This is a genomic window from Streptococcus sp. oral taxon 431 (assembly GCF_001553685.1).
Lineage (GTDB): Bacteria > Bacillota > Bacilli > Lactobacillales > Streptococcaceae > Streptococcus.
In genome coordinates this window covers 291,692-309,167 of sequence record NZ_CP014264.1, presented here as the reverse complement: position 1 = coordinate 309,167, position 17,476 = coordinate 291,692, and the positions used below count along the sequence as shown (strand labels likewise).

Here is a 17,476-nt window from a genome sequence, read left to right as displayed (position 1 = left end):
ATGCCGATGTGCTTGCTGATTGGCTTGCACTTGTTGACGCTGATTCAGACGCGCTTGTGCTTGCTGATTGACTAGCACTTGTGCTTGCTGATTGGCTCGCGCTTGTGCTTGCTGATTGGCTCGCACTTGTTGATGCTGATTCAGACGCGCTTGTGCTTGCTGATTGGCTCGCACTTGTTGACGCTGACTCTGATGCCGATGTGCTTGCTGACTGGCTTGCACTTGTTGATGCTGATTCAGACGCGCTTGTGCTTGCTGACTGGCTTGCACTGGTTGACGCTGACTCTGAAGCCGATGTGCTTGCTGATTGGCTCGCACTGGTTGACGCTGATTCAGATGCCGATGTGCTTGCTGATTGGCTCGCACTTGTACTTGCTGATTCAGACGCGCTTGTGCTTGCTGATTGACTAGCACTTGTTGACGCTGACTCTGAAGCCGATGTGCTTGCTGACTGGCTTGCACTGGTTGACGCTGATTCAGATGCTGATGTGCTGGCTGACTGGCTTGCACTTGTTGATGCTGACTCAGACGCGCTTGTGCTTGCTGATTGGCTCGCACTTGTTGACGCTGATTCAGATGCTGATGTGCTTGCTGACTGACTAGCACTTGTTGACGCTGATTCAGATGCTGATGTGCTGGCTGACTGGCTTGCACTTGTTGATGCTGACTCAGACGCTGATGTGCTTGCTGACTGGCTCGCACTGGTTGACGCTGACTCTGATGCACTGGTTGAAGCCGAAGCAGATTCAGAACGATATTTCTTATCTGAAACAGTTTCATCTTGACCATAGACAGTTGGTGGATATGGTTGACTACCAGATGCCACTTTAGCATTATCTTTATAGTAGACTGTTGCAATACCGTCCTCACTTACGTCAATGCTAGAAATACGATCGCGACCGTTTGGAACAACCTTATCGTGAGCTTTTCTGATTTCTTCGCGAACTTTTTCCTTATCAGTATCCGTTAAGTGATTTTTATCTTTGACCTCAGTCACATCAATAGCAGGCTTCTTAAACAAGTTCTGCAACTGATCTTGCTGAATGCTAATTTCTCCTACATCAACGGTATTCCCACTCGGATCTGTAGCCGTTAGCCAACGTCCCCAGCGATTCCCTGAACTCCAAGCAAGATCTTTATTTGGCACTGCATTTATTGTGAAAGTGGTTTGGTCATCATTCGTTAAGGTATTGATAATGTTCGTGATTGGACCAGTTCCCCATTCAGGTCTATTTTCGAAGAAGTCCGTCAAGTCTTTTCTATTACCAGAGACCTTAAGTGTGACCAATTTACCACTATTATCTTTACCTGTATAAGTAATCTGGATATTGTCCCCAGCATAGAACAGGTATCGACCATTACTATCTTTCTTAGGTTCTTTACCATTTACTGTAACAGTATAGGTAATCGTTGGTTTTACACGTTCTGGAGTGATTGTTCCTGTCGTTACTTCTGAATTCAGATCATCTACTGTAGATTTAGCTGTTACATTACCTGTTGGAAGAAGACCGTTGTTACCGTCGTATGCTTTTTTCAGATCAGCAGGTTCAAAGGTAACGCTTGATTCGTTGTCTTTTGCTGTCTTGGTAAATGTATGACCTGCCAATGTGAGCGTAACAACTGCTCCAGGCGTTACATTCGTAACGACAATCGAACGATTTGGCAATCCACCTGTTTCATTGATAGAATCTGCAGAGATAGTAGGAGCTTGCGGATTTACTGCGTATTTGATTGGGACACGTTGTTTCACACGCACACCTGTACCATCTACAGGCAATTCAACTTCCACATCCTTTGTAAATCGTCCAACTCTAGAAAGATCTGGTGCTCCATCAATCCAAGTAAAATTAGTTTTATCTACATTATAATCAGGGCTTCCTGTCACCTTGGTGATAGAATCTTTCGGATTTGCAGCTACACGTTGATAATTAGGATCATCTGTTTTGTTTTGAGTAAAGATATAAGAACGGTTAGACTCAAACTTATATACATTATGAATAACATCTACAGTCTTGCTAAGTAATTTCGAACTATCTGTCTCACCAAGACGACCTTTAGGATATGTAAAGGTTAATTTGAAACGCTGTTGTCCAGCTTCTGTCGTAGTGATAGGAGCATCTGACAAGCGAGTTCCATTTTCATCTGTCCATGTTTGTCGAGAACCACTTGGGAACCAGTCATTCCCCGATTTATAGACATAGTCAAGCCAGTTTGAACCATTTCCGTTGTGAGGAGTCGTTCCTTGGATATCATTGATTGGAGCTTTTGATGCGATTGTAGTCATGGTACTATAAGTGACAGTAACATCATCTGTAGAACCATCTGAGTATGTGACTGTCGCCACAGCTTTTTTATTATCCCCAGAGTTAGTTGTGTCAATTGGTGTCTTCCAAGTAACAGTTGCACCTGGCGGTAATTGTTTACCACCTTCAAGCTGAACAAAGTTGGCAGCATTTGATAAATCGCTAGCAGTCTCACCGACATATGTATAGACAGTCGGAACCTTCGCTACAGCAGTATATTTATCCGTCTGATTTTTGATTACAAATTTTACATAACCATTGTCACCAACACCATTCTTCGCATGAACACTATCTGTAACGCCACGGTCATCCGTCGCCATCAAATAGCGTTCAAATGATTTGCCCGCCGGGAAACTTTTATCTAGTCTTCCTGTAATAGTAATATTTGCATTTGCTTGGTCTGTCAAACTTGTGATTGGATTTGAACGATTGATCCCAGTATATCCTGCGTAGTTGTTCCCGTTTGCATTATCCTCAGTATAATATTGCGACTCAAACTTCAATGAAGAAATCTTGCCAGAATCATCGGTTGCACCAAAGGTTACATTAACTTCTTCCCCGCGGTATAGATATATTTCCTTAGTTGTAGCATTATCATAAGGAATTACCAATTTCGGTCGTTCATTAACTGTAACTGACTGTGGTAGGACATTTTCCGTTAAATCCTTATAAATAATCGTTGCTGTCCCATCATTTGACACTTTAATGTCTTTGATACGGTGAGTTGTCTGATTATTCTTAGCGTAGATGGCATTCTTGACAGCTGTCTTTTCAGGTTCAGTCAAGTTACTCTTATCTGCAACCGGTGTGAGTTCTGGATTAGTCACTGCAAGACGGTCTTTCAGTTGCCCTTGGGTGATACGGACATTACCAGTTCCTACAGTTCCGTTTACATTTCCTACTTGGTCAGTTGCAACTGCATTCCGTTGCCAGGTATTGCCTGATTTCCACTCCAGATCATCCTTCATATGAGCATTGACGGTTATAGTCGCAGGATTTTCTGGTGTAGCAGTGATATCTCCTGTCAAGAGATCCACAGTTCCTGTACCATATTTAGGATCTTCAAAGAAGTTATCTCTCAATCCTGGTCGAGTCCCATCTGCCATTGAAACAATCTTAAACTCTTTTAACTTACCACTATTATCAGTCGCTGTAAATTTAACGGTGAAGTCGTCACCAGCATAGACGATATGTTCATCTCCTCGACCACCAACTGGGCTTGGAGTAGCTGGGATAGTCTGACCACCACGTGTCACTGTAACAGCAGGTACAGGTACTTCCGTTTCCGCTCTTACACTTGCTTGGACAACATCCACAGTGTTGTCACGGTAGGTAATGGTGATTTCACCAGTGTTAGACACTGTAATTTCTTTACCACCTTCAGAACCTTTTACGTAGTCAGTACTTGAGAGGATAGCAGCATTTTTGCTCTTGAAGTTTGCAAGGATTTGAGCTTTCTCAGTCTCGCTCAAAGATGACGGATTGTTAACTGTAACAGTATCACCACTTACCGGATCTTGACGTTCGTTAAATCCTCTGATTACAAATGTAGTAGTTTGTCGATCCCACTGAATCTTTGGATTATCACTTGCACCGTATTCGACATAGTACTCCCCAGGAACCATAGGATTCCAAGTGTTACCCGTTCTACCTACAGTTCCATAAACTCTTGTAGTCCATGTTTTATTATCAAAAACCCATCCAACTACTTGACCTTTATCATTTGTTTTAACCGTGGCGAAACCATAGTCACCTGGGAAATTTTTCCCCATCAAGCCTGTAATAATGGCATTATCTTTTTTATTTTCCCAAAAATCTCGCAAACCTTTGTCATCACGAAAAATGATATTGTAGTTTATTGCGTCATCATTAAATACTTCAATACGTGATGGCATTTCAATCGTAGGAGGGTTATCAGTTTGCCGAGAATTCCCTGGGTTTACAGGTTTATTTTCTATAGGACCTGTAGTAACTCTACTGCTGTTAGCTCTAGAGTAACTACCAGACCTAGAATCCCCATCAATCGGTTGACTACTTGTCCCAACTTGAGCTTGAATTGTAGCCGTCTTAGAACTATCACTTACTGTGGCATAAACAAGAACTGTACCTTCAAGATTTCTATTTTGATCATGCCTATAAGTAAAAGCATATTCATGATTGGAGTCCTTGCGTTTCTCCATCTCTTGGCCATTGAATGTTACTCTAGTAATAGTAGTATTGGCATCAACCTTAGCAATAATACCTGCATAGTTCAAGGGCGAACGCGAAGTCATATTAATATGCCAAACAACTTCACGTGTCTTAGAATTAAAATTACTAGATACAATTGCAGAATCAGTAACTTGTCCTAAATTCTGTTGGTTAACAAAACCTCTTAAACCGACCCCCTCGAACATTGCCTGTCCATTACGGCTATCACGTTGACCTGAATTTGCACGTAAAACAGCATTGGCGATTGAGTTACGAGCTGAAGTTGCCTTTTGCACGACTGCTGTCAAATCAGCTGTCGGATCTGCAAGTGCTTTTTCAATCTCTACTACAGCAGCATTCACCTTAGTGATAGCTGAATCGGCATTTGGCAAACCAGCAGCTTTAGCTAGATATTCACCCATCTCAGCTGAGAGTTTAGCTAGTTTCTTACGATCTTCTTCGACCTTCTTAGCACTTGCTTCTGTAGCAGCAGTTGTGGCTACAAGATCCGTTGCAGAAGCCGATAAGTTGGTCGTTGAATCTGCAACTTTCTCTACTTTAGATATTTGGTTAGCAAAGGTTACCTTGCCCTCTAAAGTTGTCGATGCTGTTTCTGATGATTCACCTGTTCTATCAGTTGGCGTGCTTGTATCGGTTACAGTTTCTTTCGCAGCTGTTTGTGATCCTACCACAGTAGATGAAGCAGAGATACTTGTTGAAGCCGATGTACTTGTACTCGCTGAGGCCGAAGCGCTCGTTGATGCTGACTCAGATGCAGAGGTACTTGCCGACTCTGAAGCTGAAGTGCTTGCTGATACAGACGCACTGGTTGAAGCTGACTCAGACGCACTTGTGCTTGCTGATACGGATGCAGATTCACTCGCTGAGACTGACTCACTCTCACTTAATGACTGAGAGGTCGTATCTGAACTTGGTGTTTCTTGATCATCTTGCCCAACTGTTCCTAAGGTAGCTTGATCTGCATTAGCAAGAACTTCCTTACCTTCAACTACTTTTTCAACAGCAGTCTGTTCATTAGCATAGACATGAGATTGGGTTGCAATCCCTCCACCTATGACAGTTCCCGCAGCAGCTATCCCCTTGAGGATATCAAGCCCAGTTAGGGATGTTGAAACACGATCTTCAACAACTTCTGTTGTAACTTGAGCTGTATCAATACCACCACGAAGAACCTTGAACAAACCAAAAAGAGAGGTAGATGCTCGAAGCCAGTGTTTCCCTGACTTGATCAATTTATACCTCGTTACTCGGTCTGTTTCTCTATATCGTCCTTCCTGACGTCTAAAAAACATTTTTATTCTCCTTGGATTCTGTTTTTTTATAAAACTCAGTCTGGTTTGTCTTTTTGCTGAAAAAACGTCTATAATTCGGTTTTTTCTTATTTTATAATCTTTATTAGCAAAAAAAATCACAAATTTATGATATGGACTAATGTTTTGGTCATTATATTATAGCACATTTTTGTCATATATGTCTAAACTTTTTGACGATTTTTTCCTTTATTTTAACTCACTAGATTTCATTTTCTCATTTTTATTGATAAAACGAATATCAGCAAACTTTGAATCCAATTTTTTTCAAACTTGTTTAGTTTCATACCCCGAGATTTTGTCACTCTACTATAATCTTAACAGTGATAAGATAACACTTTATTCCGCAACAAAAAAAGTCGCCTGATTGGGCGACTTAATTTTTATAGGGAGATTATTATGAAAAAGTTTTAGGAGTTAAAGTTAAGGTCTTCTTAACTTCTGAGATAAGTATACAACTCCTAACTTAAAGTTTCCTTAAGTTATTTTAAATGTAAGATTTTTCCATTTTTCTTGCCAATTTTTCTTAGATAAACGTTTTTGATAGAGCTTCATCCGGTCTTCATTTTCTAAGAAATGAGGGGTCGGAGCAACCTGAAAGTTCAAAATATCCTCCAAACCATAAGGGGCAAAGAGCTCCAAAGTTGCATCAGAATGCAAGCGAAGACCTATCGCCGTGCAACATTCAGGATATTTACTCATGGCATCACAGGAATTCACATAGGGAGGCGTATGGGGACTATGCTGATGCATATAGACTTGATTCTTCAGCTCCCATTGATACTGGGGAAAATCCTCTCTCAACTTACTTTCTATAGCCAACGTTTCTTCATAACTCACCTCTGGGTCAAAGAAAATGACGTCCACATCCGTTTCACGGTCAAAGGCTGGTTTATCTGACAAGAGATTCCAGATAAAATTTCGAACCGAACCAGCTGCTAACCAGGAATCATTTAATTCCAGGTCACGGATGATGGTCAAAATAGCCATCATTTCAGGATTTTCTCTGAAAGAGTCTAAAATTTCAGTCTCATTTTTCAATATATTCATACCCCAAATGCTCATAAGCCTTGGCCGTCGCCACCCGTCCTGAACGAGTTCGCATGATAAAACCTTTCTGGATCAGGTAAGGTTCATACATATCCTCTACCGTCTCACGCTCTTCCGCAATATTAACCGAAAGAGTACCTAGACCGACAGGACCACCACCGTACATCTCAATCATGGTGCGAAGGATTTTCTGGTCCACATAGTCCAAGCCTTCATGGTCTACATCCAGCATAGTCAAGGCCTTGTCCGTAATCACATCATCAATCAAGCCATCGCCCATAATTTGGGCAAAGTCGCGCACGCGCTTAAGGAGACGATTGGCAATACGAGGAGTTCCACGACTGCGTAAAGCCAACTCAGCAGCAGCTTCATGGGTAATTTCCATCTCAAAGATATCTGCCGTCCGCTCGACAATCTCTGTCAAGTCAGCATGCTCATAATACTCCATATGCCCTGTAATCCCAAAACGGGCACGAAGAGGATTTGAAAGCATACCAGCCCGAGTCGTCGCACCAATCAAGGTAAAAGGTGGCAACTCCAAATGAACACTGCGACTGCCTTCACCAGCACCAATCATGATGTCGATATAGAAGTCTTCCATGGCACTATATAAAACTTCCTCGACAGCCATTGGTAAACGGTGGATTTCATCGATAAAGAGGACATCTCCAGGCTCCAAGTCATTCAAAATCGCTACCAGATCACCGGCTTTTTCGATAACGGGACCAGACGTTTGTTTGAGATTGACTCCCAGTTCATTAGCAATGACAAAAGCCATGGTTGTTTTCCCGAGACCTGGAGGACCAAACAAAAGAACATGGTCCAGCGCCTCATCCCGCATTTTTGCTGCTTCGATAAAAATTTGAAGCTGATCCTTGACCTTGTCTTGACCGATATATTCACGTAAATATTGGGGACGAAGGGTACGTTCTACCAACTCCTCATCGCCCATGATTTCATTATCTAAAATTCTACTCATGCACCTATTATAGCAAAAATCCAGCCTACAAACAAAAAAGCCACCTGATTTGGTGGCTTCTTTAGGGAGATTATTATGAAAAAGAAAAGTTTAGGATTTCTATTAAATAAAGTTAGGAGGTCTTTACTTAATGATTACATAATACATGAGTAAACTTAAAGTTAACTTAACCTATAATTTTTATTTTTTTGCTAGAGATTTTAACTACTACCAGCCAAAGCAGAAAAGTTAGGAGGCAGATACTCACCACTATTAAGTATGTTTCTTCCTTTGTTAAAAGGTTCTGCCAGTTAAGCCGGATTCCTAATTTTTCTTGAAACTCTTCTAATAAGCTACTATTCCCCATAAATGTAGTTTCTAATTGCTCCTTCATTAAGACCTGTCTATAGAGAGAAGCAAGATAGGTAGCCGGTGTGCACTTCATGAGAACTTGAGCGAAGTTAGGAAGAATTCCCATTGGTACATAAGTTCCTACTAAAAATCCTGAAGCTGTACCTACAATGGTAGCCAATTTACCCAGACTATCTACTGACTGGAAATGATAAATCAAGAGTACATTTACCAATGTTGAAAGGAGACTACTTAGCAGCATGATTAAACTTATTTCAAATAGCTTACTCATAGCTGGAATTTCTTGAAAATAAAGGCTCATAACAATAAGCATAAAGGCTTGCATAACAAATGAAATGATAAGGCTACTAATAAGATAAGACAGTTGCAAGCCCCAGCTCCCTAAGTCTGTCAAAAAGAGATCCTGATCCACTTGATTTTCACGGTCTTGTACCATCTGGGTCAAAGCTGTAAAACTGGTTGTAATCCCAGTCACAGCCAAGGTTCCACCCATCAGCCAGTTATTTAAAAGGCTCTTATTATCAGGAAGTTGGGACCAGGCATCCATCAAATTTTTCTGCAAAAAAATGATATAGAGTAGAAAGGAAATCAAAGCTCCCAGTAATGAGAAAAAGACTCCTGAACGATTACGAAAATACAACAAAAAATCACGTTTTAATAAGGCTAACATTAGCGCACCTCTCTTCCTGTAAGGGCTATGAAGGCATCATCCATAGTTCCTGGACGAAATTCAAAGCTAGCAATCTTCTCACGAACTTGGGTCAAATAATCAATAGCTTCCAATTGGCTCTTAGGATAAAGACTATACTCAAACTCATTTTCCTTTTCCACAGGCATATTTTTAGGTAAGAATTTCTCCACCTGCTTGTCTTTAAAACAAATTTTTAAAAGATTGGAAGCGTACTCACTTTTAATTTCAGCAGCAGAACCTTGGGCAATAACCTTTCCATGATCTATAATATAAAGTTGATCTGCCTCATCTGCTTCATCCAGATAATGAGTCGTTAAGATAATAGTCATCCCTTCATCTCTTTGTAGACGATACAATAAATCCCAAATGGATTTGCGAGTCTGAATATCTAGTCCAGTCGTAGGCTCATCTAGAAATAAAATATCGGGATTGGATAGGAGAGCCCGAGCAATGTCAACTCGACGTTTCTGTCCTCCTGATAAAGTTCCATAAAGTTGTTTCTGAAAAGCAGTCAACCCTAGTTGATTGATTAAATCTTCCACACGACCACCTTTAATCCCCTTATACTGCTGGGCACGAATGGCTAGGTTTTCTTTGACCGTCAACTTTTCATCCAATACACTTGCTTGAAAAACAACTCCAATCCTAGTATTGGGCGCATAGATGATTTGACCATTAGTTGCTCGTTTAAGTCCGATTAACATTGAAATCGTGGTCGATTTACCAGCCCCATTAGGTCCTAAGATTGCGTTAAAACTTCCTTTTTTAAACTCTAAATTTATATCTTTTACTGCTGTATGGTCTCCATAGTTCTTAGTGAGGCCTTTTGCTTGTAAAATCATATTTCCTTCCTCCTTTTTACACCTTCAGTTTAACAAAAAGGAAAAAGAAAAAATATAGTTTGGTGCTATGTGGTCGAAATGGATGATTATGTGGTCAATTCTACCTTAAAACTTCTGCATTTGAACATAAAAAAAGCCACCTGATTTGGTGGCTTCTTTAGGGAGATTATTATGAAAAAGAAAAGTTTAGGATTTCTATTAAATAAAGTTAGGAGGTCTTTACTTAATGATTACATGATACATGAGTAAACTTAAAGTTAACTTAAGATAAAAGAATTATTGTAAGTTTTTTCGATCCACCCAAATCATTCCTGTACAATCATAAGTAGATAAGGTTTCAAACCCCAGAGAACGGTAAAAACCCAAGTTTTTTTCTGTCTGTTCAGTCGCTAGTTGTATTTGGTAGGCATCCTTATAGTCAGCTAAGGCTTGTTTCATCAAGTTACTACCAATTCCTTGGCGCTGATAGCTAGGCAAAACAATCAAATCCTGGACAAAAACGGATGAAAAACCGTCTCCAACCAGACGCACTAAACCAACGATTTCCTCACCATCACGGGCAAGATAAGTCGCTAGCGAATGAGACAAGGCCTGCTCCAACATCTGTGGCTGATTGGTATAGTTTGTCCAACCAACTGCCTGATAGAGATGTAAAACGTCATCAATTGAAACAGAGGATTCTTTTGTAATCTTAATCATAGCAAACCTTTCTAACATTCTCTAAGAGATTTCAACTGATGGCCTTCTTCATCAAAATTCTCAGATTTTAACCACGCTTCAAAACGTGCTTTAACCTTTGGCCAGTCCTTATCGATCATAGACAACCAATCCGTATCTCTGGTGCGACCTTTATAGATAACAGCTTGGCGGAAGGTCCCTTCATAGACAAATCCCAAACGTTCTGCTGCTTTTCTAGATGGAAGATTGAGGGCGTCGCACTTCCACTCATAGCGACGATAGTTGAGTTCTTCAAAAACATAACGAGCTAGCAAATAGTGAGATTCTGTTCCCATCTTGGTCTGTTTGAGAGCCGGAGAAAAGGTCACTGCGCCAACTTCAATGGTGCGATTGGCTTGGTCAATACGCATGAGAGAAAAAGTCCCCAACGCCTTTCCAGTCACTTTATCGATAATCGTATAATAGAAGCGATCCTTGCGCTCAATCATCTGCTTCAAAGCTACGATTAATTCTTCGAGATTCTCTACTGGTGGTTGAAAGAGATAGGTCCACATCTCACGAGGACTATCTGGGCCATAGACAGCCAGCAAATCCTCTGCATGCTTTTCCACCGATAGAGCTTCTATAATCGTATATCGCCCTTCTATCCGAACAAGTGAAGGCAAAACTCCAGGTGTATCATCTACAGGTTCACCAATCATCTGACCGTATTCATTTACTGGCATAGTTTTCTCCTTATCTCACTCTTATAAGTTTAAAGATGTGAATAGTATATCACATCTCACAGGTAATCTACAAAAAATCCTCCAGATTCTACTCTGAAGGACTTTTAAATTTATTTCGTTACGATATTTACAAGCTTGTTAGGTACACTAATCACTTTCACAATTTCTTTACCTTCGATCTCTGCTTTGACTTTGTCATCAGCCAGAGCTACTTCTTGCAGCTCTTCGCGTGATAGATCTTTAGCGACCATGAGTTTAGCACGGACTTTTCCTTTGATTTGAACGACGATTTCGACTTCGTCTTCAACCAATTTGCTTTCGTCCCATGTTGGCCAAGCTACGTAAGAGATAGACTCACCTGTTGCTGCGACGGTTTGCCAGAGCTCTTCTGCCAAGTGAGGTGCAAATGGTGCGATCAATTGGATAAAGCCTTTGGCGTAGTCTACATAGAGTTTGTCTTCCTTGTTAGCTGCGTTGACAAAGACCATGAGTTGGGCGATGGCTGTGTTGAATTTCATAGACTCGATTTGCTCTGTAACAGATTTAACGGTTTCGTTGTAAACCTTGTCAAGAGCGCCATTGTTTTCCGCAACAATTTCTTTACTTGTAATCAAACGGTAAACACGGTCAAGAAATTTACGGCTTCCTTCCAATCCTTCTTCAGACCAAGCGATGGAAGCATCGAGTGGTCCCATAAACATTTCATAGACACGAAGGGTATCCGCACCGTATTGTTCCACCACATCGTCTGGGTTGACAACGTTCTTGAGGGATTTAGACATCTTGGCTGGTGCTTGCTCCAACTCTTCCCCTGTTTCCACATGGAAGAAGGAACCGTCACGTTTTTCAACCTTGTCAGTTGCCACAAGTGCGCCACGGTGGTCACGGTAGCTTGTTCCCAAGATCATTCCTTGGTTAAAGAGTTTTTGGAATGGCTCCTTAGTTGGAACAACACCGAGGTCATAGAGGAATTTGTGCCAGAAACGAGCATAAAGCAAGTGAAGAACGGCATGCTCCGCACCACCCACATAGATATCCACTGGCAACCATTGCTTGAGGAGGTCCTCATCAGCCAATTTCTCTGTGTTGTGTGGGTCGATATAGCGAAGGTAGTACCAGCTTGAACCAGCCCATTGTGGCATGGTGTTGGTCTCACGACGACCTTTAACACCATCTTCACGAGTCACTTCCAGCCAGTCTGTCAAATTGGCCAGTGGGCTTTCACCAGTACCTGAAGGGCGGATGTCCTTGGTTACCGGCAAGACAAGTGGGAGTTCACTTTCTGGAACGGCTGTTGAAGTTCCATCTTCCCAATGAATGATTGGAATTGGTTCACCCCAGTAACGTTGACGGCTAAAGAGCCAGTCGCGGAGACGGTAGGTAACCTTCTCTTGTCCACAGCCTTTTTCTTCCAACCAAGCCACAATCTTGGCAATAGCGTCTTCTTTGTTGAGTCCATCTAGGAAGTCTGAATTAACGTGAAGGCCATCCTCTGTGTAGGCAGCTTCTTCAACATTACCTCCTTCAAGTACTTCGACGATTGGAAGGTCAAATTGTTTGGCAAATTCCCAGTCACGTTGGTCGTGGGCTGGTACGGCCATAACTGCACCTGTACCGTAGCTAGCAAGAACGTAGTCGGCAATCCAGATTGGAATTTCTTTACCGTTGACAGGGTTGATTGCATAAGCACCAGTCCAAACCCCTGTTTTTTCCTTGGCAAGGTCTGTACGAGCCAAGTCTGATTTAAGGCTAGCTTGGTGTTTGTAATCAGCCACAGCCTCAGCTTGTTCAGGACTTGTGATGGCAGCTACCAAGTCATGCTCAGGAGCCAGAACGGTGAAAGTCGCACCAAAAAGGGTATCAGGGCGAGTGGTAAAGACGGTGAATTCTTTGTCAGTTCCTTTCACCTTGAAAGTGACATTGGCACCAGTTGATTTACCAATCCAGTTGCGTTGCATGTCCTTGATAGACTCTGGCCAGTCAAGGTCATCCAAGTCAGTCAGCAAGCGCTCCGCATAGGCAGTGATTTTGAGCATCCATTGGCGCATTGGTTTGCGGACAACTGGATAGCCACCACGCTCAGATGTTCCATCTGGAAGAACTTCTTCGTTGGCAATAGCTGTTCCTAGTTCCTCAACCCAGTTTACTGGCACTTCCGCTTCATAGGCCAATCCTTTTTCGTAAAGCTTGGTGAAGATCCATTGTGTCCATTTGTAATAGTTTGGATCTGTTGTGTTGACTTCACGATCCCAGTCGTAAGAGAATCCAAGCGCATTGATTTGGCGTTTGAAGTTAGCAATGTTTTCAGCCGTAAATTCCGCTGGGTCATTCCCTGTATCCATAGCATATTGCTCTGCAGGCAAACCAAAAGCATCCCACCCCATTGGGTGAAGGACGTTGTAGCCTTGGGCACGTTTGAAACGGCTGAGGATATCGGTCGCTGTATAGCCTTCTGGGTGCCCTACGTGCAGACCTGCTCCAGATGGATAAGGGAACATGTCCAATGCATAAAACTTCGGTTTTGAAGCGTCTGTTCCTGTCTTAAACGTGTGATTGTCAGCCCAGTATTTTTGCCACTTAGGCTCGATTTCTTTATGATTGTAAAAACTCATGCTGTCTCTCCAATTTTCGTGATGCTCCTATTATACCATTTTTAGGGGAATTTAGTCTCTTTCTTTTCAACTCTTTTCTCTTTTCACCTTGCCTTCCATTTTTAATACTGCTATACTTACTTTAGCAAGCTCTTTATAAGAGGTGATTTATGGCTCATTCTTTCAAACATTCTCTCCAAAAAGAGATTCTTCACCGTAGTTCTTTGGCTGCTTTAGCGACCTCGTTTTTACTCCTCATTCTCTTGTTTGGTTTTTCCTATTTCCTTCAAAAGCAACAGCTCACCAAAGACACTCAACAGATTGTCCAACATGTTCGTAATATGAAACAAGCGAACTATCAATTATTGGAGACCATGAATCAAAAAATGGTCCCAGAATTTTTAGAGGGTAAACACACTGACCGAGAACTCTTTAGTCTATTTTATGAAACAAAAGCTCAACTAAAACTCAGTTCTGATTTTATCATCCTTGATAACACAGGAGAACTGCTCTTTAGTACCAATCGCAACCATCAAGAAACTATTTTAGCTCCTTATTATTTAAAATTGTTAATTCAAAATCCGATTCAAGGAGCCATTACAGAAAAGGTTGCTTTGTCAATAGATAAGCAACATTACGCACTATTCATTATGCCTATCGTTCAAAATCAACGAGTTAAGGCTTATAGCATTTCTTTTGTAAATGAAAATGAATTTGTGTCCAGTATCCCTCTCATCAATTCAAAATACGCCATTACAGATACTTTTGGAAACATCTACTCTAGCAATACCAATCAATTTACACAATCGACTCTGGAAAAATTTGATGAAAAGTTACTCCAATCTAAAACCCATTGGTATGTTGAAAATCCACTTCTGATTGAAAAACGTAAAATTGAACCGATTTTCTCAATCTACGCCTTTCAATCTTTCTTTCCCATTCCGAGTTTACTAGGGCTTGCTTCTGTCTTAACACTCTGTATCTTTCTGTTATACTTCTGGCAAGCGAGACGAATTGCTTATAAAATTGCGACGCATAATGCCGGCCCTATTGAAAGTCTAGTCTATCAACTGCAGGAAATCCCTAAGAAAAAGGACAAGAAGCTGATCCTCCAGACAGGAGACGAATTTGAACTGATTGCTGAGAAAATCACCGATATGCTCCAAGAGTTGGATGAGCTCCATCAAAAGATGTTGACCATTGAGAAGGAAAAGTGGATCTTTGAAAGAAAGATGCTGGAAGCTCAGTTTAATCCTCACTTCCTCTACAATACCTTGGAAACCATTAAAATCACGAGTATGATTGATGCTAGTATTACTCAAGAACTTATTCAAAATCTCACGCGCATCCTGCGATATAGTGTAACTGAACTAGAAAAAGAAACGACTCTTGGACAGGACCTAGAGATTATCGAAGCTTATCTGAAAATCCATCAGATTCGATTTGAACATTTTTCTTATCAGATTGACTGTTCTGAGAATCTACATTCCCAAACTATTCCGAAACTTTTCCTATTACCACTTGTGGAAAATGCTCTAAAATACGGAAGGCAGTATCGTATCGACCTTGCCATCTCTATTCAAATCACTCAAGAGCAGGAAGCACTGACCTTTATCGTTAAGGATAATGCTGGTGGTCTAACCAAACAAGAACGTCTACATATCTTAGAATCCTTGGACAGCCCACATACACAGCACGGTATTGTCAATAGTTACAAACGATTGAATAACTTTTTTGAAAATGTAGAATTAGATTTGGGAGTCAACTCCAAAGGGGAAACCTGGGTAAAATTTGTCACGAAAGGAAGAACGCATGTTTAAGTTAATCATTGTCGAAGACGAACACCTGATCCGAAAATGGCTTGAAATCGCCGTAGACTACTCAGCCTTAGGTATTCAAGTCGTTGGAACTGCAAGTCACGGACAAGAAGGCATGGAATTGATTCAAAAAGAGAAGCCACATATCGTCCTGACAGATATTACCATGCCCATCATGGATGCTTTTATGATGTTTGAAGCGACTCGTTCACTCTCTTATGAAAAAGTGATCCTCTCAGGATATAATGATTTCCAAAATGCTAAAAAGGCTATGCAATTCGGAGCAGTGGACTTCCTCCCAAAACCCATAAATGTCGCAGAATTAACAGAGTGTTTAGAAAAAATAACTCTGCGCCTCAAGATGGATCAACACCAAACCAATCCATTTTTACAAGACTATCAGACTTTTGTAACATCTCTTCAAAAAATCAATCCTCAAAACCAATTGATCCAACAAATTCTCGAATTTGTGCACCAACACTACTCCCAACACTTTACCATTTCTACCATTGCAGAGAATCTAGGTTATAGCGAAAGTTATCTCTACAAGGTTATCAAGGAGGATTTTCCTATCACCTTGAACGAATACATTCTTCAGTATCGTTTAAAACAAGCCGTTGAAAAGATGAGCCAGTATCCTGATTCTCCTCTTAGTCAAATCTCTGAACAAGTCGGCTTCTCAGACTATAAATATTTTGGTAAAGTTTTTAAGAAATACTTTCATATCTCTCCAAAAGAGTTAAAATCCATTGGAAGAATAGTTTAGACACTATTCTTCTTTTTTGTAGAGAATTTTACCCCATTAGGATAGAATTTTAAGTTTTAAAAACGCTTTCATTGCTTTACAATAGAGGTAACAAAACTATGGAGGTATCCATCATGAAAAAGAAATGGATGTATTATGCTGCGTGTGGACTTGCTATTTTTGGGCTAACCGCCTGCTCTTCTGACGACGCTTCGGGAGAAAAGGCAACTGAAAATGGAGGAAGCGATACTCTAGTAGTCTACTCCCCAAACTCAGAAGGATTGATTGGAGCAACTATTCCTGCTTTTGAAGAAAAGTATGGCATCAAGGTTGAACTCATTCAAGCCGGAACAGGTGAACTCTTTAAGAAACTAGAATCTGAAAAAGAAGCCCCTGTGGCAGATATCATCTTTGGTGGTTCCTATACCCAATATGCTACTCACGGAGAACTTTTTGAAAATTACGTATCAACGGAAAACGATAATGTAATCAAAGAATATCAAAATACAACTGGTTACTCAACTCCTTACACATTAGACGGTAGCGTTTTGATCGTCAATCCTGACTTAACTAAGGGGATGAATATTGAAGGTTATAGCGACCTCATCAAACCAGAACTCAAAGGAAAAATCGCAACTGCTGACCCAGCCAACTCTTCTAGCGCCTTTGCTCAACTAACAAATATGTTGCAAGCACAAGGTGGCTATACAGATGACAAGGCTTGGACTTATGTCAAAGATCTCTTTACTTTGATTGATGGTAAGATTGGCTCTAGTTCATCTGGTGTTTACAAGGCTGTAGCAGACGGAGAAATGGCTGTTGGTCTTTCTTACGAAGACCCCGCAGTGAAACTTCTAAACGACGGAGCAAACATCAAGGTTGTTTATCCAAAAGAAGGTACTGTCTTCCTACCGGCTAGCGCTGCTATTATTAAAAACGCTAAGAACATGGAAAACGCTAAGAAATTTATCGATTTCATCATTTCTCAAGAAGTCCAAGACACCCTTGGTACAACAACCACTAACCGTCCTGTTCGTAAAAATGCTAAAACTAGCGAAAATATGAAACCAATCGAACAAATTAAAACACTAACTGAAGACTATGACTATGTCATCAAAAATAAATCAGATATCGTTAAAAAATACAACGAAATCTTTACAGATATTCAATCTAAACAGTAAAA

15 protein-coding genes and 3 pseudogenes are annotated in these 17,476 nt (G+C 40.9%); 8 read left to right on the top strand and 10 right to left on the bottom strand.

What is annotated here, in order from left to right:
* Positions 1-80: 80 nt before the first annotated feature.
* Genes AXE83_RS11660 through AXE83_RS11650 form a run of 3 tightly spaced genes read left to right on the top strand, consistent with a single transcriptional unit; the run spans position 81 to position 785 of the window.
* Positions 81-407 (top strand): hypothetical protein, encoded by a 327-nt coding sequence (locus AXE83_RS11660; protein ID WP_443031028.1) that lies wholly within the window; start codon positions 81-83, stop codon positions 405-407.
* A 33-nt stretch (positions 408-440) separates the two neighbouring features.
* A complete protein-coding gene (locus AXE83_RS11655) occupies positions 441-599 on the top strand; it encodes an aminotransferase class-IV (RefSeq protein WP_443031027.1) in 159 nt (52 codons plus the stop codon).
* A 33-nt stretch (positions 600-632) separates the two neighbouring features.
* Positions 633-785, top strand: coding sequence for a hypothetical protein (locus tag AXE83_RS11650; protein WP_443031026.1), 153 nt, complete (start codon positions 633-635; stop codon positions 783-785).
* 101 nt (positions 786-886) lie between these two features.
* On the opposite strand, the pseudogene AXE83_RS11645 reads toward AXE83_RS11650, so the two are convergent.
* Positions 887-943 (bottom strand): annotated as a pseudogene (locus AXE83_RS11645) (hypothetical protein); the annotation flags it as partial.
* 664 nt (positions 944-1,607) lie between these two features.
* Here AXE83_RS11645 and AXE83_RS11640 point away from each other — a divergent pair.
* A complete protein-coding gene (locus AXE83_RS11640) occupies positions 1,608-1,868 on the top strand; it encodes a hypothetical protein (RefSeq protein WP_150114505.1) in 261 nt (86 codons plus the stop codon).
* A 485-nt stretch (positions 1,869-2,353) separates the two neighbouring features.
* On the opposite strand, the pseudogene AXE83_RS11635 reads toward AXE83_RS11640, so the two are convergent.
* A pseudogene (locus AXE83_RS11635) lies at positions 2,354-4,699 on the bottom strand (sialoglycan-binding domain-containing protein); the annotation flags it as partial.
* 52 nt (positions 4,700-4,751) lie between these two features.
* Between AXE83_RS11635 and AXE83_RS11550 the strand changes: the two are divergent.
* Complete coding sequence (locus AXE83_RS11550; protein ID WP_060955164.1) at positions 4,752-5,408, top strand: hypothetical protein; 657 nt, start codon at positions 4,752-4,754, stop codon at positions 5,406-5,408.
* Between the two features lie 206 nt (positions 5,409-5,614).
* On the opposite strand, the pseudogene AXE83_RS11630 reads toward AXE83_RS11550, so the two are convergent.
* The 8 genes and pseudogenes from AXE83_RS11630 to leuS all read right to left on the bottom strand — a co-directional run.
* Positions 5,615-5,806, bottom strand: a pseudogene (locus tag AXE83_RS11630) (accessory Sec-dependent serine-rich glycoprotein adhesin); the annotation flags it as partial.
* A gap of 495 nt (positions 5,807-6,301) precedes the next feature.
* Positions 6,302-6,874: a nucleotidyltransferase family protein gene (locus AXE83_RS01540; protein WP_060955163.1), complete on the bottom strand. Its 573-nt coding sequence runs from the start codon at positions 6,872-6,874 to the stop codon at positions 6,302-6,304.
* Positions 6,855-7,853 (bottom strand): Holliday junction branch migration DNA helicase RuvB, encoded by a 999-nt coding sequence (gene ruvB / locus AXE83_RS01535; protein WP_083500966.1) that lies wholly within the window; start codon positions 7,851-7,853, stop codon positions 6,855-6,857. The genes AXE83_RS01540 and ruvB overlap by 20 nt, the downstream gene beginning before the upstream one ends.
* 166 nt (positions 7,854-8,019) lie before the next feature.
* Positions 8,020-8,874, bottom strand: a complete 855-nt coding sequence (locus AXE83_RS01530; RefSeq protein WP_060955162.1) for an ABC transporter permease — start codon at positions 8,872-8,874, stop codon at positions 8,020-8,022.
* Positions 8,874-9,737: an ABC transporter ATP-binding protein gene (locus AXE83_RS01525; protein ID WP_060955161.1), complete on the bottom strand. Its 864-nt coding sequence runs from the start codon at positions 9,735-9,737 to the stop codon at positions 8,874-8,876. The genes AXE83_RS01530 and AXE83_RS01525 overlap by 1 nt, the downstream gene beginning before the upstream one ends.
* 276 nt (positions 9,738-10,013) lie before the next feature.
* The gene (locus AXE83_RS01520) at positions 10,014-10,436 is read right to left on the bottom strand and encodes a GNAT family N-acetyltransferase (RefSeq protein ID WP_060956350.1); all 423 of its coding nucleotides are present in this window, start codon (positions 10,434-10,436) and stop codon (positions 10,014-10,016) included.
* An 11-nt stretch (positions 10,437-10,447) separates the two neighbouring features.
* Complete coding sequence (locus AXE83_RS01515) at positions 10,448-11,140, bottom strand: GNAT family N-acetyltransferase (protein WP_060955160.1); 693 nt, start codon at positions 11,138-11,140, stop codon at positions 10,448-10,450.
* A 110-nt stretch (positions 11,141-11,250) separates the two neighbouring features.
* On the bottom strand, positions 11,251-13,752 hold the full coding sequence (leuS, locus tag AXE83_RS01510; RefSeq protein ID WP_060955159.1) for a leucine--tRNA ligase: 2,502 nt from the start codon (positions 13,750-13,752) through the stop codon (positions 11,251-11,253).
* A 149-nt stretch (positions 13,753-13,901) separates the two neighbouring features.
* Here leuS and AXE83_RS01505 point away from each other — a divergent pair, with 149 nt between their 5' ends.
* From AXE83_RS01505 to AXE83_RS01495, 3 genes are all read left to right on the top strand, one after another.
* Positions 13,902-15,551, top strand: coding sequence for a sensor histidine kinase (locus tag AXE83_RS01505; protein WP_060955158.1), 1,650 nt, complete (start codon positions 13,902-13,904; stop codon positions 15,549-15,551).
* Positions 15,544-16,314 (top strand): response regulator transcription factor, encoded by a 771-nt coding sequence (locus tag AXE83_RS10380; protein WP_083500965.1) that lies wholly within the window; start codon positions 15,544-15,546, stop codon positions 16,312-16,314. Before AXE83_RS01505 ends, AXE83_RS10380 begins: the two co-directional genes overlap by 8 nt.
* A 113-nt stretch (positions 16,315-16,427) precedes the next feature.
* Positions 16,428-17,474 (top strand): ABC transporter substrate-binding protein, encoded by a 1,047-nt coding sequence (locus AXE83_RS01495; protein WP_060955157.1) that lies wholly within the window; start codon positions 16,428-16,430, stop codon positions 17,472-17,474.
* Positions 17,475-17,476 lie beyond the last annotated feature (2 nt).